The following is a 19128-nucleotide window of genomic DNA, read 5'->3' on the forward strand; positions in this document are numbered from 1 at the left end:
GGTTCCAGCACCCTGCGTGCACGAAACAGGTTCCAGGTTCCTTGAAGGAACCTGGAACCTTTTTCGTGCACGCAGGGAGCTGGAACCCTCTGTCTAGTGTTTTGACGGGTGGAAGGTTTTTGGAGTTTGTGGGGAGGCGGGAAGGATTTTAGGCCGCTGGCGCGTGGCACTGGGCTTGCTCATTAGGGAGGTAGCTCAGGGGGAGTTATGAAAATATTCACTATCGTTTTTATCAGTGCTTTATTTGCTGGAAATGCTTTTGCTAAACCTAAAAGTCTTAGCGACGCCTTTCGAAAAGCCATCAATCAGTCCGAAGTTGAGAAAACTCAAACTAAAATCACTTTAGATATCGAGAAAAAAAGTCGTGCCTCCTCTTGGAAGGATCGCGGGAATTCTCCGTACTTAGTCAAAGTGGACTCCGACATCATCGCCGAAGCTCCAGTGACAATCATTCACACACGTAAGGCCCCTAAATTTGATTCTTCGGGTGAAGCTGAAAGAGCTCTCGCTCGAGAACTCAACGATCTTCAGTAAATTGAACTTTAAATCGGCCAAAATAGGGTGGGAACTATGAAATCAGTTTTAGCATTAATCACTGTATTGACGGTAAACCTAAGTCACGCGGACCTAGCGTCCGAGCTAGCCAGTGCTTTAAAACAATCAGCGGCGGATAAAGACGCCACTCGCTTAAATTTGCAGATCGACGACAGTTCGGTCGACGCCAAATGGAAGACGGCCGAAGTCAGCGTTTTAAAAGAGTCCTCGGTGATCGTAACTGAAGAGGTGGCGAGAGTGGATGCCAATACCTTTACTCCGGAATCTGAGGATGAAGAAGTCGTTGGGGATGAAGTGAGAAACATCGCTCGTGAAGTGAAAACCTCACAGGCAGTGGCCAGAGACGCCGTACAACCGAAGCCCGTGAGTGCTCGCTAAAATATTGACAGATTTTACCTCGTAAAACCGTCTCACTCTCGAGCGCACCTTAGCTCAAGTCCCATTCCTTAGAGATGGTCCTTGTGGCTGTTGATTATATATTCAGTTGTCCAAACTTTATTGTCTCAGAATCCATCTTGAGACACTAGGACACCTCTATACTGTTTTTAAAGTTGGTCCCTTCCTTGCTCATAGGTATTGGTAAGTGGGGTATCAATGAAAACTTTAATTCTTGTAATGACGATCTTAACTTCGAATATCTGTAAAGCCGATTTAGCAGCTCAATTAGCGGCGGCATTAAACCAGTCGGCCGAGGACAAAAAAGCGACAACACAAAACTTACAAGTGGATGATGGATCCGTCAAAGCATCATTCTCTCGCGGTGGCGTTTCTACCATTAAAGATGCAGAAACAGCAGCCCAAATTGAACAGGCTCCGAGCCAACTCTCTGCTGACAGTGAAGAGGTTGAAGTTCAAGACGGATTGCAAGAAACCATTGCTGCGGAAATTCAAGAGGCTCGCGCAGTGGCACTACAAAAAAATGGAAAATAGAATTTAAGTGATGGGGGGTCGCTGCCTCGACTCTGAATGGAGCGAGGCAGTGACAATCACTTTAAAATTGAATACCAAACCACTTAGGGGCCGTCAGATGACGGCTCTTTTTTTTAGGGAATCGCTTGGGAATCAGTGACAAGCGCTGTCCTCTTTTGGTACCGTCTCGGTATGAACTCTTTTATAGAAAAAGTACGTGTGGGATGGAAAACATCGGCGCTTTGCGTGGGACTTGATTCCGATCTGAATAAACTTCCTCCCCATTTAGGCCAGCAACCCTCGGCACTTTTCGAGTTCAATACAGCGATCATCGATGCAACTCATGATCTTGTCTGTGCTTATAAACCCCAGATCGCTTATTACGCCGCGATCGGTGCGGAAGAGCAACTTAAGAAAACTATTAATTACATTCATCAAAAGTATCCTCAGATTCCCGTGATTCTCGATGCCAAACGTGGAGATATTGAGGATACGGCCGAGATGTACGCGCGTGAAGCGTTTGAAGTTTATAAGGCGGATGCCGTCACCGTAAATCCCTACATGGGGGGAGACACTCTTCAGCCATTTCTAAAATATAAAGATAAGGGCATTATCATCTTATGCAAAACTTCCAATGCCGGGAGTGCTGAGCTTCAAAATCTAAAGGTGGGAGGTCAGCCACTTTACCAAGTGGTTGCGCAGAAAGCGGCCGGAGAATGGAATGCTCATAAAAACACGCTTCTGGTTGTCGGTGGAACCCATGCTTCTGAGCTCAAGGAGATTCGCAAAGTTGTAGGTGAAGAGATGATTTTCTTGGTTCCGGGAGTGGGAGCTCAAGGGGGATCAGCGAAAGATGTGATTCAAAATGGAGCCAATTCTCAAGGCCAAGGTTTGATCATCAATAGTTCGCGAGCCATCATTTACGCGTCCTCGGGACAAGACTTTGCCGAGGCGGCTCGCCAGGCTGCGCTGAAAACGATTGAGAGTTTTAAATTTTGAAATTTCTCCTCTGTAACATAATTCTTTTTTTAATGATGGACTCGTCGTTGGCGGCTCCGTTGTTGAGCTCTCAGGATATTGAAGAGAGCATCTCTAAGATAAAAGCTCAAAAAAGAATTCCCAATCACGCGGTGGATATCCTCTTTGATTTCTATAAGAACAATCGAGAAAGCACGGGGGATCGACTTCGGAATCCCTCTTGTGTTGAAAAACGAGACTACCGCATTCGTCACCAAGATCGCGGACTCAAGATCGCGGATCTCAAAAAAGGGATACGTAACGAAAAATGTCTTTGCGTTATGGATTACACTCAATCCAAAGATCAAAAGCGCGGTCACTGCATCTTCCTCGAGAAATCAAAGGATCCCACGATCGAGAGTTTTTTCGTGGCCCACGGAGCAGGTTCTCAAGAGTCCAAAGGCGTACCGACACTTTTTACGAATAAACTTTCATCGACCGGCACAACGCTCAGTGGGCTTCATCTCACGGCGGAGAAAATTTATCAGTTTCAAGGCAAAGCCAAGGCTTATGGACATTACACATCTCCGGGGTTAGGTCTCTACGGAGTGGAAAGTGTGAATTGGACGGCAGCCGCGGTGGGCAAGGTGACGCACGGGGCCCCTTATGTCAGCGATGATCCCAAAAAATTCTTTATTGGGCGATCTCATGGTTGTCCCGCCATGACCATGGAGCAAGCGAAAAGTATTCTACCACGGTGTGTGGGCGGTGCAGCTTGGCTGAATTATACTCGGGCCTCGGCGGCGCAAGTTCAAACAAAGTCGGCTCAATACTGTAATTAGTAAGCCCAAGCTCTGTAAAAGACCGATTTCAGCGACTCTATAGCAACCTGATTCCATTCGATGGCCAACTGACGTCCGATGGTTCCGCGAGGGTAAATTTGAATATTACGAGGAAAATGCGCTCGAAACGTTTTTAAAGAACGGTACATATGTAACCGTGACGTAATGAGGATCACGTCCTTACAGTTCATCGCTTCAATCAAAGGTAATGTTTGTTGAGCATTTCCATAGGTGGTCTTAGACGTTTTTTCGAGGATCACATCTTCGAGGTTGAGATCACCATAAAAAACAATATTTGGGAAAATCTCTTCGAGATGAGAGTCGGGATTAACGCCCGCGATGATCAGTTTACGAATTTGTTTTTGGTAAAGGAGATCGAAGCCTTCGTTGATGCGATTAGGTCCTCCTGTCAATACGATCGCGCAATCACTTTGCTGAAGGTCTGTCCAAGCGTTAATGGGATGGCTTATGACTCGTTTCATTTCCTCAAACCAAAGTTTGAGGAAAACACTCACCATTAAAATGCACAAAACGCCAAAGGCGAACGCAGCAAAACGTCTCATTATAGGCGACTTGCAATAACCTCGATTTCAACGTTTACACCCTTCGGTAAAGCTGAAACCTGGACGGTCGAGCGCGCGGGAGGAAGTTCTTTAAAATAAGTTCCGTAAATCGCATTCACCGTGGCGAAGTCCTGCATGTTGGTCAAAAAAATTGTTGTTTTGATCACATGATCCCAAGTGTAACCGCCACCTTCGAGCACCGCTTGGATGTTCTTCATGACCTGCTGGGTTTGACTCTCGACGCTTCCAGTGTTCACTTCGTTGGTTTCGGGAACGATAGCGATCTGACCTGAGCAATAGAGTGTGTTGTTCACTTCGATCGCTTGAGAGTAAGGACCGACGGGAGCGGGGGCTTTTGCGGTGTGAATCACTTTTTTCATAATAAACTCCTTAAGAATTAAAAATAGAAAACGATACCTGCGCGAAACGGGTGATCACCGATGGTGCGGAATCGACTTCCGCCATCGCCAGTCTGAACACTGATTCCAGTCTCGAAAGAAAAACCAAGACTATCTAAGCCGGTAAAGAAAAATTCTCCACCAATGAGGGCCATCATCTCGAAATTGGAGCGATCTTCGACAGTAGTTCCTGTCATGAGCTCGTGATTGGAATACCCTACCGCCCCGCCCATGTAAAAGTTCATTTGATTTTCGGCAAAAATAATTCGGTGGGCTTTGAGTAATGCGCCAAATTTGGATTCGTCTTTTTTGGTATCTATGCCCACTCCACCGGAGAGACCAAAACGGCTATTGGGATAGTAGTGCGCCGTGATCAGTGGGACTTCGGTGGCGCCGATCTGTTGAGAGTAGCCGAGACCGAGTCGATTCGCTAAGTCGACAGCGAAAACAGAACTCGCCATCAATGTGACAAAGGCAAAAGTAAAGAGGTGTTTAAGCATGAAAAATCCTTTTTGCGTCGCAATGCATTTGATGAAAAACTTGTACACCCATAGATAAAACAATCTTTCGCCGAGATTCAATCAAATTGTGGGTGCGTTTGATCTTTATTCGGGTCAGTAGGCCACCAAGGGCTAAACGAGGAGGGGATCGAGTCCGTCTTCCAGTTTGAAAACTCTGCGGGATCCACGCTTCTTTGGAGGATCGATCCCCAGTAATTGGCCAGAAATTGTTGGCGTTTTTGATCAATCTCTGCGCGTAGAGTTAGGTCTTGGTAGGATTGGGTTCTCATTACATCAATGTCGTAACCGAATTGCGCGACCTCCATCAGTCTCCAACAGGCGTATTTTGAGGACGGTTTGGCTTGCTCCTTAAGAGCTCTCGCCCATTCGTGGGCCGTCAGTTGATCGGTGTGCTCATGCTTCCAAAAATTCATCCCGTTTTTCTTAATCCAAGTGAAGCCGTATTTTTCGGCATTGCGATCAAATTCGCTCAGAAAAAGTCCGGTTTTATTTTTGGAAATATTGAGCCCGGTCCAATTGATTTGATGGGCTCCTTGATCGATCAGCCATTGATTGGAATCTTTAAGCTCTTCAAAAGTTTCTGGAGGGAGACCGGCAATCATCCCCACATTGAAGGCGACTTTTCGCTCCCACAACTGGTTCATGAGTTTGGGTAAAAACTCTTTTCCTTTTTGCGCGTGCCAAGCTTTTTTGATCAGCACTGAGGCTTTGAGATTAAACGTTTCGACACCGCAGAAGATGCCCCGAAGCCCTGACTCGTAGAGAACCTCTTCGCTCCCCGGGCGGCTGGCAATCAGATCCAGGCGGCAATAGCTCGAGTAATTAATTTTAAAGGGGAGTCGTCGGGTCACTTCCAGAAAACTTTTATTGCGCTCCAAGGAGGCGTTAAAAGTCTCGTCGAGCATGATGTAATTTGTGACACCCCATTTTTCGTAGTTGTGACGCAACTCTCTTTCGATGCAGTCGCAGTGGCGATCATTCACGTACATTTGTTTACCGGTATAAGGGTACGCGCAAAAGCGACAGGAGAAAATGCAGCCGCGAGAGAGCTCCAACGGCAGCGTCTCGCCCGGTTGAATGTGATCTTCGTCGCTCCACAGAAAATTATAGTTGGTCGGGGAGAAGCGAATGCGTTGAGGATCCGCGTTTTTCTCGGTGAGCGCCACATTCCCGGCGTTGAGTTCCGATTTCGGCGCAGGTCCCCCACGGTAGAGATGGTCGCACAGCTCGAGCAATATGTTTTCCGAAAAACCGGTGAAGACGTAATCAAAGAGAGTGCCGTTGGGATAGGCCGCCGAATTGATGGTGGCTGCGGGTCCCCCGGCGACAAACTTCACCTGAGGATAAGTCTCTCTGACCCAAGCAAAAAGAGCTTCGATTTTAGGTCGAATCCGCCGAAAGTCTTTGATATTGGCAATCATGCTGAGGCCCAAGAGGCGCGTCTGAGGAGTGAGGTGCTTTTGTAAGGCCTCTTGGAGGATGCCGATGGGTGCCGTGTTGAGAAAATTAAAGACTTTGGCCTGATAACCATGCTGGCGAAGATGCCATGCTAAGAGATGCGACCCGTAGGTTCGCTGCACCGACATCTTCGGCGTAAAACACCCTGTGAGAAATATCATATCCACAGGGTGAGTCTCTAGCAGGCTCGAGATTTATGCAATTTTTTATACGCTTCGACGCAGGCCATGCTGGCGGAAATCGGCATGGCGCATCTCTCATTTACGAAGCCTTTGCAGAGCTCCCTTTGAATATTTTTCGGAGCGCGGCGAGGCAGTCTCGATCCACGCGGCTACCATAAACGCGTTCGATGTGTTCGATCGCACCTAGTGCTGGTTTGCCAGTGGCTCCGTGTCCCGGCAAGGTGTGCTCGACAAAGATATTCGCGCATTGAAGAATTTTCGACAATGGATGTTGTTCCGAGCCCTTTTTTCCGTAGGGGAAACCGAGGCCCTCTTGCTCCTCGTGATGTTCCAGCACCACCTGGATGGCGTCCGTGGGAATATTGCCCATGGCCTCGAGAATCTCCTGGCTGCGAACCACATGGCTTTCGATGATTTTCCGTTCGTCACTACTTAATAGGTATCGGGGTTTATCGGTCAGGGTTTTGTCGATTTCCTTTTTCCCGATATCGTGAAAGAGGCCCGCGATGCTAAGTTTAAAAAGCACCGAATTGGACGTAAAGCCGATCTCTCGAGCGATCATGATTGCATAAATTGTAACTCCGAGGGCGTGCGCATAGAGATGATCGGAATGTGTATTCAGCACGTTGAGAAGGTCGAGGCTCTCTTTATTTTGCGTCAGCGTGCTCATCGTCATGTCGAGGAAGGCCCGAGTTTCGTAAAGCGTGGTTTTGTCGACGCCTTCGACAAACGTCTTTTCGAGAATTGTTTCGCCGGTGTATTTTAGAAAATTCATCTTTTTCTCAATAGAAATATCGTCTCGGTCCTTAATAAGGCGAGCCACTCCCATATTAAATTCAATGAGCTTTCCAAAATCTTCTTTAAGAATGTACAAATATCTCACGCCCTTAGACTTATACTGTTCGACTTTATCTCGAGGGATCTCCTGTCCTTTGTTGGCGATTTTAATGACCTTGGTGTCTGACAGCTTAATGTAAACATCAAAATCAATTTGCGGTTTTGCGACAAACTCATCAATAGAAACTTTGCAGTAAGTTTGTTCGCACTCTCCGATGAGATGTTTGGTGTCCTGAGACTCTTGGAGAATCGACGTGATGGCGGAGACGAGTTCGCTGGTTTTAAAAGGTTTTGTCAGAAATGCTTTTGCTCCCAGCTCAAAAGCGCTCTGGGTTTCAAGGAGCATACTGAATCCGGTCATTATAATGACCGGCACCTTGTGTCTCGATTTTGTCCATTCGAGGAGGTCAATCCCAGAATACTGTGGCATTTGAATGTCCGAGAGAACGACATCGATTTTTTGATGCGACAACACTTCCTTTGCGGCAGGAACTCCATCCACCTCGACAGTAGAGTATTTATTCTTGAGTATATCGCGGAGAGTATCTCGAAAAAATTTGTTATCTTCAACAATAAGCACTCTGGGTTTCAATTCGCACCTCCTGATGTGATGGATCGGCTTATTCTCGGAAAAGTTAATAGACTCCTAAAGAATTAATTTTTCTTAGCCATTCACGCTGCAGTCTTAAGTTTTCTAAACATATAAGGACTAACTATTTTTTTTAGTCGATTCATTATGTTTAGAAAATTTTCTTCCGATGGATGGAGGACAAAATGAGGTTGTAGGTATGAAGTTCGCCTTTTTATTTTGTGGATGGATCGCCGTTGTGGCGGTGGGAATGAAAGCTCGCGGTGCCGAACTCTATGACTCGGAACCATTAATGCCTATTCCTGAAATAACTCTGGAGGGAGATCAAGATAAAGTCCTATTGGGGGCACTCTTATTTTATGACAAACGTCTTTCAAAAGATAACACGGTCTCCTGTACCACTTGTCACGATCTCAACAAGGGCGGCGCCGACGGAAAAATTCACTCTCACGGTGTGAGCGGAAGTGAGGGTGAGATCAACGCTCCTACAGTGTTTAACAGCACTTTTAATTTTCGCCAGTTTTGGGATGGTCGAGCAAAAACCTTAGAAGAGCAGATCGATGGTCCGTTGCAAAATCCCAAGGAAATGGGCTCGATTTGGTCAGATGTGGTTTTAAAACTCAAAGCGGACCCCAAAATCCAACAGCTTTTTAAGCAACTGTATAAAGAAGGCGTTACCGCAGCCAATATTAAAAATGCAATTGCGACCTTCGAGCGCACTTTGATCACACCGCACGCCCGATTTGATAAATTCCTAAAGGGAGATACCAAGGCCCTGAGTGACTTCGAAAAGTTAGGCTATCAACGGTTTAAAATTTATGGTTGCGTCGCCTGCCATCAGGGAGTGAATGTTGGTGGTAACATGTTTCAAAATATGGGTGTCATGGGAAACTATTTTAAAGATAGGGGCACTCCTTTAACAAATTCCGATTTTGGTCGCTTTCGTGTCACCCGCGAGGAACAGGATCGTTTTGTTTTTCGCGTTCCTACACTGAGAAACATCGAGCTGACGCCTCCCTATTTCCACGACGGATCTGCGAAGACTTTAGAAGACGCAGTCACAGTGATGACCAAATATCAACTGGGGCGGAAAATATCCAAAGAGGAGCGAGACTCCATCGTCGCCTTTTTAAAAACATTGACGGGGCAACCGCCGAAGAGCCTTAAGCTCCTAAAGAGGGTGGAGCGCCCTTGAGGAATTATATCTACTTATCGATTTTTGTGACGGTATCACTGGGGGCTTTATTTTATTTCTTTCAACGCACTCAGAGCCGGCTTACGGTAAAGCATGAGCAAGTTCTAAATCTTCTCGCGTCAGCCCGCCAAGCTGAGGCGACTTTGGATAAAGATGTTTTAAAGTCTCGTGGTTTTTTTCATCTTAATTATGATCCTTTAGTGGCTAGTGAAAAAAGTTTTGAAGACGTATGCTCAAAATTAAAATCTTTAGAAAACATCTCTCCTGAACTCGCTCATGCATTGCAAGACCCGATCACAAAGTATTGCCTGGCTGCGGAGGCCAAACTTGCTCAAATCGAGCGATTTAAATCACATAATGCCGTCTATAGGAACTCCATCTATTTTATTCAAAAGCTAGCGACAGAGGACGCCGGTCGATTTCAGCTTTCGAGACGGACTCCGACGGATCGTTTAAAGAAGGTCTTGGTCAGAGTGAGCCTGGCCTATTCTGTGGTGTCCACCGATGATGCAAAAAAAGAACTTGAGACCCTATTAGTCAGGACTAAGGAGTATTCTTCTAATGAGGACCTTGATATCATCCACACTCACGCACGGCGACTCCTAACGGCGAAAGCCAAGCTTGATGAAATTACTTCCAGTGTGCTCCACTCGCCCTCCCCGCAGATTCTTGAAGAGATTCGAGTTAAATATTTTAAAAATTATAAATCTGCCGAAGCCTTTGCTCATTTTAATCGCAGGATGCTTTTGGGCATGTGCATTCTCTTCCTGTTGTTCATTTTAAGAAATATCGTGTTATTGTGGCGAGCCGCCCAAAAGCTCGCCGAAGCGAATTCGGATCTCGAACACAAAGTACATCTCAGGACGCGAGAGCTTGAAAAATCCAATGAGACCATCATTCAGCAGCAACAAAAAATGATCTTCTCCGCAAAAATATCGTCCCTAGGCGAAATGGCGGGAGGGATAGCTCATGAAATCAATACTCCCTTAGCTGTGATCGTAATGCGCGCCGATCAGCTTATGGATTGTGCCCAAGAGAGTGAACTTCACCCGGAAGAGGTGGTTCGTTCTTTAGAAATTATCCGACGAACTACTGATCGCATCGCAAAGATTATTAATGGGTTAAGATTTTTTGCCCGAGACGGAAGTAAATGTGTGGTGCAGGAGTCCTAGATCAATTCAATCATCGCTGACACTTTAAGTTTTTGTCATGAGAGATTCGCGGTACATGGGGTTCAACTCGAGTTCGTGGATGAAACGAGCGGTGACATTAAAATTCAATGCCGGTCGGTGGAAATCTCTCAGGTTTTTCTCAATCTGCTCGACAATGCCTTTGATGCCATTCATCAGTTAGAAGAAAAGTGGGTCCGTGTGGAACTTCGAGATCTCGATGAGTCTATTGAAATGAGTTTTACTGATAGCGGTTGGGGAATACCAGAGTGTCTCAAAGATAAAATCATGCAACCCTTTTTTACCACGAAAGAGGTGGGGAAGGGGACGGGGTTAGGTTTAAGCATTGCTCATGGAATCATCGAAGCCCATCAGGGTCAGCTGTTTTTAGATTCCACTTCGACTCACACTCGGTTTGCTGTCCGCCTCCCTAAACAACAAGGGTCCCTGTCGGCCCCGTCCGCCGCAGCATCCTGAAGTCCCCTGGTCTCGGGCGCTGAAAGTATGGATAGGCATTCACCGGCAATGCGTTGGGGAGCGAGTGTCGTTGCGGAGCTCCGTGAGCTCGGCTAAAAGTTGATCACGACACTCGATTTTGGCACATTCGTTCAATTCGACGGTCGAAGAGTATCAAATCCGTTGCATTTAATGACTAAACTCGTTAAGCCATTGGAGAAATTCGTCAGTAAGGGCGTGTAGCTCAGTTGGGAGAGCATCAGCATGGCATGTTGAGGGTCGCAGGTTCAACTCCTGTCACGTCCACCAATCCCTTCCTTTCCTCAAAACAGAAGCCTTTCTCCGGAATGCCGATTCAAGACTCATAAGTACGAAATGGTCTCCAGAAGTTGTAAATTGTAAATACAGATTATTTATAATGACTCAGAAAAATCTGATCAAAGGAGCCATCGTATTGCCACCAGAGAAGAACGGCGTCTCCGGCATTGTTCACGGTGCCGCGAGAAAAATCGATATAGGCATCGCCGCCGTCGGGAGAAATGGCATCCCCATCGACAGAAGATGGATGCGCCCACGAGTTGTTCGAATATTCGCTTTTTAAGATGCGAGTATAGGTGGCGCCAATCTGATCCCAATAGATGAGGGCCTTGGTTCCGTTTTTGTTTAGAGAAACATAGGGCTGGTAAACAACGGATGAACCATCTGGGCTGATGTTGTCGGTTAAGCTAGTGGGGTGGGTCCAAGTGTTATTTCGGTATTCGCTCTTAAATATCTGCGAATCGGAGCCAACATACTGAACCCACGCGATGAGGGAGTTACCAGCGTCGTCCATAGCAACGTCGCAGCTGTACCCACTTTGGCCGTCGGGGCTAATGTTGTCGTTTAAGTTTGCGGGATGTGTCCATGCTCCGTTTCTATACTCACTCTTAAAAATCTGCGAGCGAGTTCCGTCAGACTGGTACCAAACGATGATCGCGACACCATTGTTGTTCATGGTGACTTTTGGATACCATGCGGCTCGTCCATCGGGGCTAATATTGTCACTCAAGCTCGTCGGGTGAATCCAAGTTCCATTGCGGTATTCGCTTTTAAATATTTGGTAATCTCCCACAGAATCCTCTTGCATCCATGCGACGATGATATTCCCCGCTGCGTCGATAGCGCTCGAAGCGTAATAAGAAGGGGTTCCGTCCACCGAAATATTATCTGACAGGGCTTTGGGGTGATACCAGGCGGGAGGGACGGTCGGGGTATCGGTTGGTTCATCGGAGTTTGTTGGGAATAATCGAGTCTTGTTGAGTCCAATCCCGCCGAAAGCATCAGAGTTCTCAAATTGTTGTTTGCTTTTGATACATTTTTAATTCGACCGCGATCTTTCGTAGGCTAAAAGCCTCGGGAGATATGTGCCAAATTGGCTTTGAGAAAAAGTTTAATATGTATTAAACTGCGAGGCCTATGATGAAGGAGCAGGAATGAACACGTCTCATCCACCAGTGGTGATTATAGGGGCGGGCCTTGCGGGCTTAGCCTGTGCAATAACACTGCATAAAAGCAGTGTGCCTGTAGTTCTTTTAGAAAAATCAGATCAAGTTGGGGGGCGAGTGCGAACCTTCCGCGATCAAGGTTATTTGCTGGATCATGGTTTTCAGGTTCTGTTAACGACCTATCCTGAACTTAAAAATTTTTTAGATCTCGATCAGCTGGACATGAAGTATTTTAACTCTGGCGCGCTGATCTACACTCCCGACAAATTGCGGTTACTGGCAAATCCGCTGATACATCCGAGTCATCTGATCAACGAAAGTTTTTCCGATATCGTCAGCTTTAAAGACAAGGCTTTGGTTCTCAAGCTGATCACAAAACTACTGATGTTCTCAGACGATAACTCAAGGGAAATGAGGACCATCGATTTTTTGCGAAACTTTGGATTTTCCGACCACTTTATCGAAATTTTTTGGCGCCCTTTCCTGGCCGGTGTTTATCTTGATTTGGATCTGGAAGTTGATGCGGGATATTTTATGTTTCTGATGCGCAATTTTAGTAAAGGGCGTGTCGGTGTGCCCGCCCAGGGAATGCAGGAGATTCCGCTGCAAATGCTTGGTCAGCTTCCGAAATCTCAGGTGGAGGTGAATGCTCAAATCGAGTTCTTTTCAGCAAACGAGGTTCGCATGAGAGATGGGCGAGTGCTTCCCGCAAAAGCGGTTGTGGTCGCTCATTCCGAGGAGAAAGATTCTACAGATTCGATGACCAATCCAGCTTTTAGAGGAGTGGTAAATTATTACTTTAGCACAACTACGGATCTGAATTGGGACGCTTGGCTTCTGCTCGTTCCGCCCCAATTTGGATTACAAATCAATAATGTGAGTGTGATGAGCAATGTATCCGCAGACTACGCTCCTCCCGGTGAGCAACTGATCTCTGTGAGTTTGGTCGGCCATTCCGATCCCGGTCAGGAGGTCGTGAAGGCCGAGTTGCAAAAGATTGCGGGTGTTCCGGTTCCGCTGAAATTTATTCGAAAATTTCATATTAAAAAGGCTCTGCCAAAAAGTTATAGCGGCACTCACACCGAGATTAAAGACGGAGTTTATTTTTGTGGAGACCACTTAAGTAGCCCGTCACTTAATGGAGCTTTACAGTCGGGACGGCTCACGGCTCAAAAAATTATGGAGAATATGGGCCATCGAGTTTGAGGGCAGAGTGGAAGAGTCATCAATGAAAAGTGCCATTTGGTTTACCAACGATCTTCGGGTGTATGATAATAAGGTGGTCGCGAAGGCCATTGAGCAGAGCTCCAGCATGATCGGATTTTTTATTCTCCCAAACTTGCAATCGCAGCCTCAGAAGACGTTTTTAATGGAGTCTTTGGAGGATCTTGCCTTGCAACTTAAGGCAAAAGAGATACCGTTATTTTTGTTTAACGATGCGGAAGTTTCGGTCGTGGCCGATCTTGTAAGGAAAAATAACATCACTCGTGTTTATTCGGCCAAAGCACTCAACTCTCGAAAAAAGTCTTGGCAGAGGGAGGTGGTTCAAACAATTCCCGATGTGCAATTTAAAGAGCTTAGCTCCGAAATCTTACTGGATCTCCCCTCGTTAGAAATGTCTGAAAACAGCATCGACGATCATTTTACTTCGTTTCGAAAAAAAGTGGAGTCCCGCTGGTTTGTTCCCGCGTGCACGGAAACTCCAAAGTCGATTCCACAACCTTGGCCTTTGGATGACGATCATAAAAAGTATGTCGTTCTCCCTGGAGAGGTCAAACAAAGATCCCTCAGTTTTACCGGCGGCCGCAGTGCCGGACTGAACCGTCTTCATTATTACCTTTTCGAGTCTCAAAGAATTAAAACTTATAAAGAAACGCGAAATGGAATGCTGGCATTTGATGATTCCTCAAAGCTGTCGCCGTGGCTCGCACAAGGATGTATTTCTCCTCGGGAAGTGTATTGGGCGATCAAAAAGTTCGAGGGCGAAGTTCAAGCCAACGAATCGACCTATTGGCTGGTGTTCGAACTACTATGGAGAGACTATTTTAAATTTTTATCGGTGAAATACCAGGATAAATTTTTTCGCCGCCAAGGGATATCTTCGAAGCCTTATTTGTCAGAAAATTCGCAGGACAGTGAAAACGTCTTTGAGCTCTGGAAGGCCGGGAAGACAAAAAATGACTTTATCAATGCGAACATGATCGAGTTATTAAAAACCGGTTGGATGTCGAATCGGGGGCGTCAGAACGTGGCGAGCTATCTCGTCAAAACCTTAAAGATCGATTGGACTTGGGGCGCAGATTGGTTTGAAAGAAACTTGATGGATTACGATTGTGAAAACAATTGGGGAAACTGGCTTTACCAGTCGGGTCGGGGCACTGATCCTCGAGATCGGGTTTTCAATCCTGATTTACAAGCCGAGATGTATGATCCTCAAGGGGAGTACCGCAGAAAGTGGCTTCAGGGATGATCGGTGAGTGAGCCCTCTTTTAACTTTCTGGGGATCGACCAAACCGGAGCGGTGAATTCAAAAGGGAAACCCAAGCCCTTGCCCGCCTGTTTAATTTCTGGTGATGTTGTTTCCGTATTTTACATCAATTCATTTTCCAAAGAATTGATTAAAAGCTATAAGCCCGATCTTATTTGTTTAGATTGTGTCCTGGGGTTACCACTATCGACCTCCGTAGGCCTTCGAGAGGCCCTTACAAGAGCCGATCGGGTCGAAAAGTTCGGCCGCAGTGAGGCGCAGAGATTTTTTGCGGAGCTGGCGCAGGGGCGAAAACACACTCGTGGAGTTGAGGTGGCTTTAGGAGCCAATTCGGTTTTTACGGTTTATCCTTTTCAGAAAAATATCCAAACCGGGACCTTTCGCTTTTGGAAAGAGATGGCCGCCGATCCCCACTGGTTTTATTTTCCCGCTCTGCCTCGAGAGAAAAAGTATGCTGGCCGCCGAATTCCTATCGTCGAAGGATATCCTAGTTACTACTGGAACGTTTTATTTAAAGAAAAAAATCGAAATCCACTGAAAATTCTAGATCGGCTTCGTCTGTTTTATCCTCAGCTTAGAATCAGTCGCAAAGATAAAGAAATTCTTCTGAAGGATGTAAATTTAGCCGATGCGATTTTGCTGGCGCTCGCAGCGTATGAGTTTCGGCACGAAACTCATAGGACTTCGCATACCGAAGGATGGATTTTAGGTTATCATTCTAAAATCTAAACTGCGAGGCCGAAGATCGTGCCGATCCCAGCGGTGAGAGCCATGGCCAGAGCTCCCCAGAGACCGACCCTTGCGGCCCCTTTCCATACGTTGGCGCCACCCACACGGGCCGCGACAGCGCCAAGGATGCCGAGAAAAATGAGAGAAGCCAATGAAACAAAGGTGATCAAGTTTTTCTGAGGAGAGACGAGAACCAGGAGTAGGGGGAGCGCGGCACCGATCGAAAAAGCTCCGGCAGAGGCGAATGCCGCCTGAAGAGGGCGAGCCCGGAGAGGCCCCATAATTCCAAGTTCGTCGCGAGCATGACTTCCAAGGGCATCATGCTCCATCAACTGTTCGGAAACGCGGGCGGCGAGATCGGGGTCTAGGCCGCGCGAGATATAAATCTGGGCCAATTCCTCACGCTCAAACTCAACATTCGACTCCAGCTCAGCCTGTTCTTTGGCGAGATCCGCATTTTCTGTATCGGCTTGAGAACTCACAGACACATATTCTCCTGCCGCCATGGACATCGCACCGGCGGCAAGACCGGCAATCCCTGTCAGTAGAATACTTTGATGAGAAGAGTTTGCGGCGGCGACTCCGACAATAAGACTTGCCGTAGAAACGATTCCGTCGTTGGCGCCGAGGACCGCGGCGCGCAGCCAACCTATATGTTCGGAGCGGTGAGATTCTGGGAGCATCGGCGAGTTAGAGGTTTTCGATTTTGTGATCATTTTGGCGAGCCTATCTTAAATTTTTTAAACACGCATCCTTATAATAAATTGTGTTCGAAATCTCAAGACTGTCTCAAACTCGTCTCAAATTTGTCTCAAAACGGGAAGGGCTTCTGATCCTCTCTAGGGATCGTAAATTGTATGATAGTTTTAATAAACGCTGCAGATGACCGATAAGACTTTTATCTGTAACGTTTTTATGGGGGTAGCTTTGCAAAATTCACAAAAGAAACTATTATTTGGAATCACGATGACGTGTGCAACACTTGTGGCTCTCCTTGTGTTTCAAAACTGTGGGTCCAAGAAGTTCAATGGGAGTTCGTCGGAAGCCTCATTAGACGCGCCTTTGGATGAAAACGGGCAGCCTTACTGTCGCGAGGATCAAAGGCTCGTTTCTGGAATTTGCGTCAATTATAACTCAACGAAAGATTGCAATGCGACAGCCCTCGCTCGTTATCGTGCGGATGCCAAAACCAGCGACGATGCTAAGCTGACTTTTTCTTACTGCCATTTTTTAGGACGAATGCCAGAGAAAGAAGGGTATGACTTTTGGTTATCCTCTTTTTCGACGTACGGCCGTTCCTATCAGTTCGCGGGCCTGTTCGTAGGTGCAGGGATCAGTTGGGAAAAGTGTAAAAGTAAAAGTTCATCAAATCCCACATCACCGAATTCATGTAATGACAGTGCTTCGGTGGCTGTCGCCAACATGTACAATGTGGCTCTTAAGCGCAATGGAGCCTCTTCGGAGATTTCTTATTGGGTGAATCAGTGGCCCAATATTGGCTCGAACTTTCGCGAGCGAGCTGGAAACTTAGGGCTTAACTTTGCGAATTCTCCGGAATTTCAGAGTATGTACGGAGATGTGTTCTAGTTTGTTTAGAGATTAGAGGCTTTTTTTAAGGGGGACGTTTTGATTAAAAAAATCATTTTATTAATGGTTGTGTTGCCGGTCGGTGTTTCAATTTTCCAAAACTGCGGTCAGTTCAGTTCGAACAAAGGCTTTTCAAGCACTCAAGGCTTTGTCACGGATTACTCCCTTAACGAGATTGTACCAAACACGTCAATCCCGGTGGGTGTTCCGATGGCCAACAATAGTTGTGTGAACGGAAGCAAGTGGTTTACTGAGTTGGATACCAATGCATATACCGTCAACGAAAACGATCCCACCTGTTCTACTCAACAAGTTAAAGTGGTTTATGCTGTCGATGCCGAGTACGAATGTATTTTGGGTTCGGGTCAGCCCACTGGTCAAACTCGCCGCGGAAAGCGTCTGCGCACTTTAGGAGTGTGTTCAGTTCCCGTCAGTAATAACCCTGCACCCAAAGACTGTGTCGGTGCAAAACATAAAGAGATCATTCTTAAAGACATCGATCCTCAAAAACGCTCGGACAACTGCGGCGACGGTGGAGTGAGAGAAATTCTCGCACATCGCCAACAGCAGTATGTTTGTACGGATGGCGAATTGGTCCCCAACGGAAATATTATTGTTGTTAAAGAAGAGGTGATCAAGCAATGCGTGCAAGTTCCCCGCGATTGCCAGGGATTAGCGCACAACTCTCGCACCACGCTTTCGGTCGAGGATTTCCGCGAAACTCAAAAGTGTGCCAATGGCTCGGACAAAGTGGTCTTAAGATCGCAGACCGCCGAGTTCCAATGTATCAATGGTTCGATCATGAGGCTCACCAATAGCGAAAAATTAGGGGCTGTCCGTCAAACCATCACGCAATGTATGCCCGATCAACCGAAGCCAACGATGTGCGAAGGTGGGATTCTCCACGGAAATACGATTGAAAAAGATACGGATGGAGTTCAGTCTCAAGAGGCCTGCCTCAACGGACGCGGTAACTATCTATTTATTGATCTTTATAAGCAAACTTACCGCTGCGACAACAAGAAGCTGGTGAAGGTGGGATTACCTCGAAAAATTTCCCGAAAGAATTTAACCGAATGCGAAGACACTCCGGTGGATCCCGATGATATTTATGGAAACTGGAATGTCCAGTCGACAAACAACTTACCCAACCATCGTGGAAATTGGTCGACCTCCATTAACGCGGCGAAGCCCAACACACGTGTGAGCTATCAGCTTGCAGATTTAAAAATAGATAACATGACTCAAGCTGGGTTTAGCCGAGCGAAAATGGCTTTAGGTCAAACGGATAGTCAAGGCTCTCTCTATTGGGGAGGCTTTACTGCCGGTGGCTTTGATCAGAATGGACAGATGGTGCCTGGCTGTGGAATGGCACAGACGTGTGTCTTCACTTGGAATATCGAAGTCGAAGGCTATGCGCCAAAGCAGCTCACGGTGAGCGTGTTCCCATTGGCCTTTGAAGGGATGAGAGCGAATGGAGCGACGACCGGTACGGCGTCTTGGAGTATTTCAACTTCAAATAATGCATCTAACAACCGAGGAAAGTGGACCAATCGCATTTACAATGCGCGAGCCAACGCATCGGTTTATTTCACTCATACGCGTTTTCTGATTGATGGAAATCCTCAGCCCTTAGATTCCATGCGCTATCTTCAGGCCACGCCGGTCAACTCCAGTGGAGAGTACTATTGGGGTGGCTACATGCAAAGTTGCCCAGCGTCCTCAACTTGTGTGTACACTTGGAAAGTGGAAGTGGAAGGTCAAGGCTCTAAAGATATGACGGTGACTGTACATCCAGAGATGACGGCGTCTCCGGTGGCTTCACCCAACACTCCATCGACGCCGACGTCGAATCAGTATAAGAATTGGGCTCTCTCTGTGGTGAACAATTTGCCCAATGGTCGCGGTCAATGGACTTCGAGCATTACAGGGGCGCAACCGGGAGCCACCGCTTATTATAAGCACATCGTTTACAAACTGAATGGTGTCAGTCAACCGGTGACCCATTCGCGAACCGTCCTTGGTGTCATCGCTGGCGATGGGAAATATGTTTGGGGAGGCACGATCGCTTGTCCTGAGCAATCGACGTGCGAATATCAGTGGGAGATTGATATTCCCGGATACGGAATGAAAATTCAAACGGCGAGAATCACTCCGTAGAAATCTCGTTTTGAGTCATATCCAACGTGAAGGGCCTTCGGGCCCTTTT

The 19128-nt window shown here is 46.8% G+C and carries 20 protein-coding genes and 1 tRNA gene; 14 read left to right on the forward strand and 7 right to left on the reverse strand.

Going from position 1 to position 19128, the window contains the following annotated elements:
• Positions 1 to 207 precede the first annotated feature (207 nt).
• The 5 genes from K2Q26_08055 to K2Q26_08075 all read left to right on the forward strand — a co-directional run bounded on the left by K2Q26_08055 (position 208) and on the right by K2Q26_08075 (position 3263).
• Complete coding sequence (locus tag K2Q26_08055; protein ID MBY0315458.1) at positions 208 to 534, forward strand: hypothetical protein; 327 nt, start codon at positions 208 to 210, stop codon at positions 532 to 534.
• 36 nt (positions 535 to 570) lie between these two features.
• Positions 571 to 933, forward strand: coding sequence for a hypothetical protein (locus K2Q26_08060; protein ID MBY0315459.1), 363 nt, complete (start codon positions 571 to 573; stop codon positions 931 to 933).
• Between the two features lie 216 nt (positions 934 to 1149).
• On the forward strand, positions 1150 to 1485 hold the full coding sequence (locus K2Q26_08065; GenBank protein MBY0315460.1) for a hypothetical protein: 336 nt from the start codon (positions 1150 to 1152) through the stop codon (positions 1483 to 1485).
• Positions 1486 to 1620: 135 nt separating this feature from the next.
• Positions 1621 to 2463, forward strand: coding sequence for an orotidine-5'-phosphate decarboxylase (gene pyrF, locus K2Q26_08070; GenBank protein MBY0315461.1), 843 nt, complete (start codon positions 1621 to 1623; stop codon positions 2461 to 2463).
• Positions 2460 to 3263 carry a murein L,D-transpeptidase catalytic domain family protein gene (locus K2Q26_08075; protein MBY0315462.1) on the forward strand — a complete coding sequence of 268 codons (804 nt, stop codon included), beginning with the start codon at positions 2460 to 2462 and terminating at the stop codon, positions 3261 to 3263. Before pyrF ends, K2Q26_08075 begins: the two co-directional genes overlap by 4 nt.
• Here the strand turns inward: K2Q26_08075 and K2Q26_08080 are convergent.
• The 5 genes from K2Q26_08080 to K2Q26_08100 form a co-directional block, all read right to left on the reverse strand.
• A complete protein-coding gene (locus tag K2Q26_08080) occupies positions 3260 to 3745 on the reverse strand; it encodes a YdcF family protein (protein ID MBY0315463.1) in 486 nt (161 codons plus the stop codon). The two genes, K2Q26_08075 and K2Q26_08080, sit on opposite strands and share 4 nt — an antisense overlap.
• Positions 3746 to 3825: 80 nt before the next feature.
• A complete protein-coding gene (locus tag K2Q26_08085; GenBank protein ID MBY0315464.1) occupies positions 3826 to 4206 on the reverse strand; it encodes a RidA family protein in 381 nt (126 codons plus the stop codon).
• A gap of 17 nt (positions 4207 to 4223) precedes the next feature.
• Positions 4224 to 4724: an organic solvent tolerance protein gene (locus K2Q26_08090; GenBank protein MBY0315465.1), complete on the reverse strand. Its 501-nt coding sequence runs from the start codon at positions 4722 to 4724 to the stop codon at positions 4224 to 4226.
• 77 nt (positions 4725 to 4801) lie between these two features.
• Positions 4802 to 6370, reverse strand: coding sequence for a hypothetical protein (locus K2Q26_08095; protein ID MBY0315466.1), 1569 nt, complete (start codon positions 6368 to 6370; stop codon positions 4802 to 4804).
• Positions 6371 to 6464: 94 nt separating this feature from the next.
• On the reverse strand, positions 6465 to 7814 hold the full coding sequence (locus K2Q26_08100) for a response regulator (GenBank protein ID MBY0315467.1): 1350 nt from the start codon (positions 7812 to 7814) through the stop codon (positions 6465 to 6467).
• Between the two features lie 196 nt (positions 7815 to 8010).
• On the opposite strand from K2Q26_08100, the gene K2Q26_08105 reads away from it, so the two are divergent.
• From K2Q26_08105 to K2Q26_08120, 4 genes are all read left to right on the forward strand, one after another.
• Positions 8011 to 9006: a cytochrome-c peroxidase gene (locus K2Q26_08105; protein MBY0315468.1), complete on the forward strand. Its 996-nt coding sequence runs from the start codon at positions 8011 to 8013 to the stop codon at positions 9004 to 9006.
• Positions 9003 to 10178 carry a hypothetical protein gene (locus K2Q26_08110; GenBank protein MBY0315469.1) on the forward strand — a complete coding sequence of 392 codons (1176 nt, stop codon included), beginning with the start codon at positions 9003 to 9005 and terminating at the stop codon, positions 10176 to 10178. Before K2Q26_08105 ends, K2Q26_08110 begins: the two co-directional genes overlap by 4 nt.
• 75 nt (positions 10179 to 10253) lie before the next feature.
• The gene (locus tag K2Q26_08115) at positions 10254 to 10652 is read left to right on the forward strand and encodes a GHKL domain-containing protein (GenBank protein ID MBY0315470.1); all 399 of its coding nucleotides are present in this window, start codon (positions 10254 to 10256) and stop codon (positions 10650 to 10652) included.
• 212 nt (positions 10653 to 10864) lie between these two features.
• Positions 10865 to 10940: transfer RNA gene (locus tag K2Q26_08120), tRNA-Ala, on the forward strand.
• A gap of 100 nt (positions 10941 to 11040) precedes the next feature.
• On the opposite strand, the gene K2Q26_08125 is transcribed toward K2Q26_08120, so the two are convergent.
• A complete protein-coding gene (locus K2Q26_08125; protein MBY0315471.1) occupies positions 11041 to 11826 on the reverse strand; it encodes a hypothetical protein in 786 nt (261 codons plus the stop codon).
• 277 nt (positions 11827 to 12103) lie between these two features.
• On the opposite strand from K2Q26_08125, the gene K2Q26_08130 reads away from it, so the two are divergent.
• Genes K2Q26_08130 through K2Q26_08140 form a run of 3 tightly spaced genes read left to right on the forward strand, consistent with a single transcriptional unit; the run spans position 12104 to position 15332 of the window.
• Entirely contained in the window at positions 12104 to 13321 is a 1218-nt protein-coding gene (locus tag K2Q26_08130) for an FAD-dependent oxidoreductase (GenBank protein MBY0315472.1), read from the forward strand.
• A gap of 22 nt (positions 13322 to 13343) precedes the next feature.
• On the forward strand, positions 13344 to 14585 hold the full coding sequence (locus tag K2Q26_08135) for a DASH family cryptochrome (GenBank protein MBY0315473.1): 1242 nt from the start codon (positions 13344 to 13346) through the stop codon (positions 14583 to 14585).
• A 3-nt stretch (positions 14586 to 14588) separates the two neighbouring features.
• A complete protein-coding gene (locus K2Q26_08140) occupies positions 14589 to 15332 on the forward strand; it encodes a hypothetical protein (protein ID MBY0315474.1) in 744 nt (247 codons plus the stop codon).
• On the opposite strand, the gene K2Q26_08145 is transcribed toward K2Q26_08140, so the two are convergent.
• Entirely contained in the window at positions 15329 to 16015 is a 687-nt protein-coding gene (locus K2Q26_08145; GenBank protein ID MBY0315475.1) for a VIT family protein, read from the reverse strand. The genes K2Q26_08140 and K2Q26_08145 overlap by 4 nt on opposite strands.
• A gap of 244 nt (positions 16016 to 16259) precedes the next feature.
• Between K2Q26_08145 and K2Q26_08150 the strand changes: the two genes are divergently transcribed.
• Positions 16260 to 16919: a DUF4214 domain-containing protein gene (locus tag K2Q26_08150; protein MBY0315476.1), complete on the forward strand. Its 660-nt coding sequence runs from the start codon at positions 16260 to 16262 to the stop codon at positions 16917 to 16919.
• 39 nt (positions 16920 to 16958) lie between these two features.
• On the forward strand, positions 16959 to 19079 hold the full coding sequence (locus K2Q26_08155) for a hypothetical protein (protein ID MBY0315477.1): 2121 nt from the start codon (positions 16959 to 16961) through the stop codon (positions 19077 to 19079).
• The last annotated feature ends 49 nt before the right edge of the window (positions 19080 to 19128 follow it).

It is taken from the genome of Bdellovibrionales bacterium (genome assembly GCA_019750295.1).
Classification (GTDB): Bacteria; Bdellovibrionota; Bdellovibrionia; order Bdellovibrionales; family JAGQZY01; genus JAIEOS01.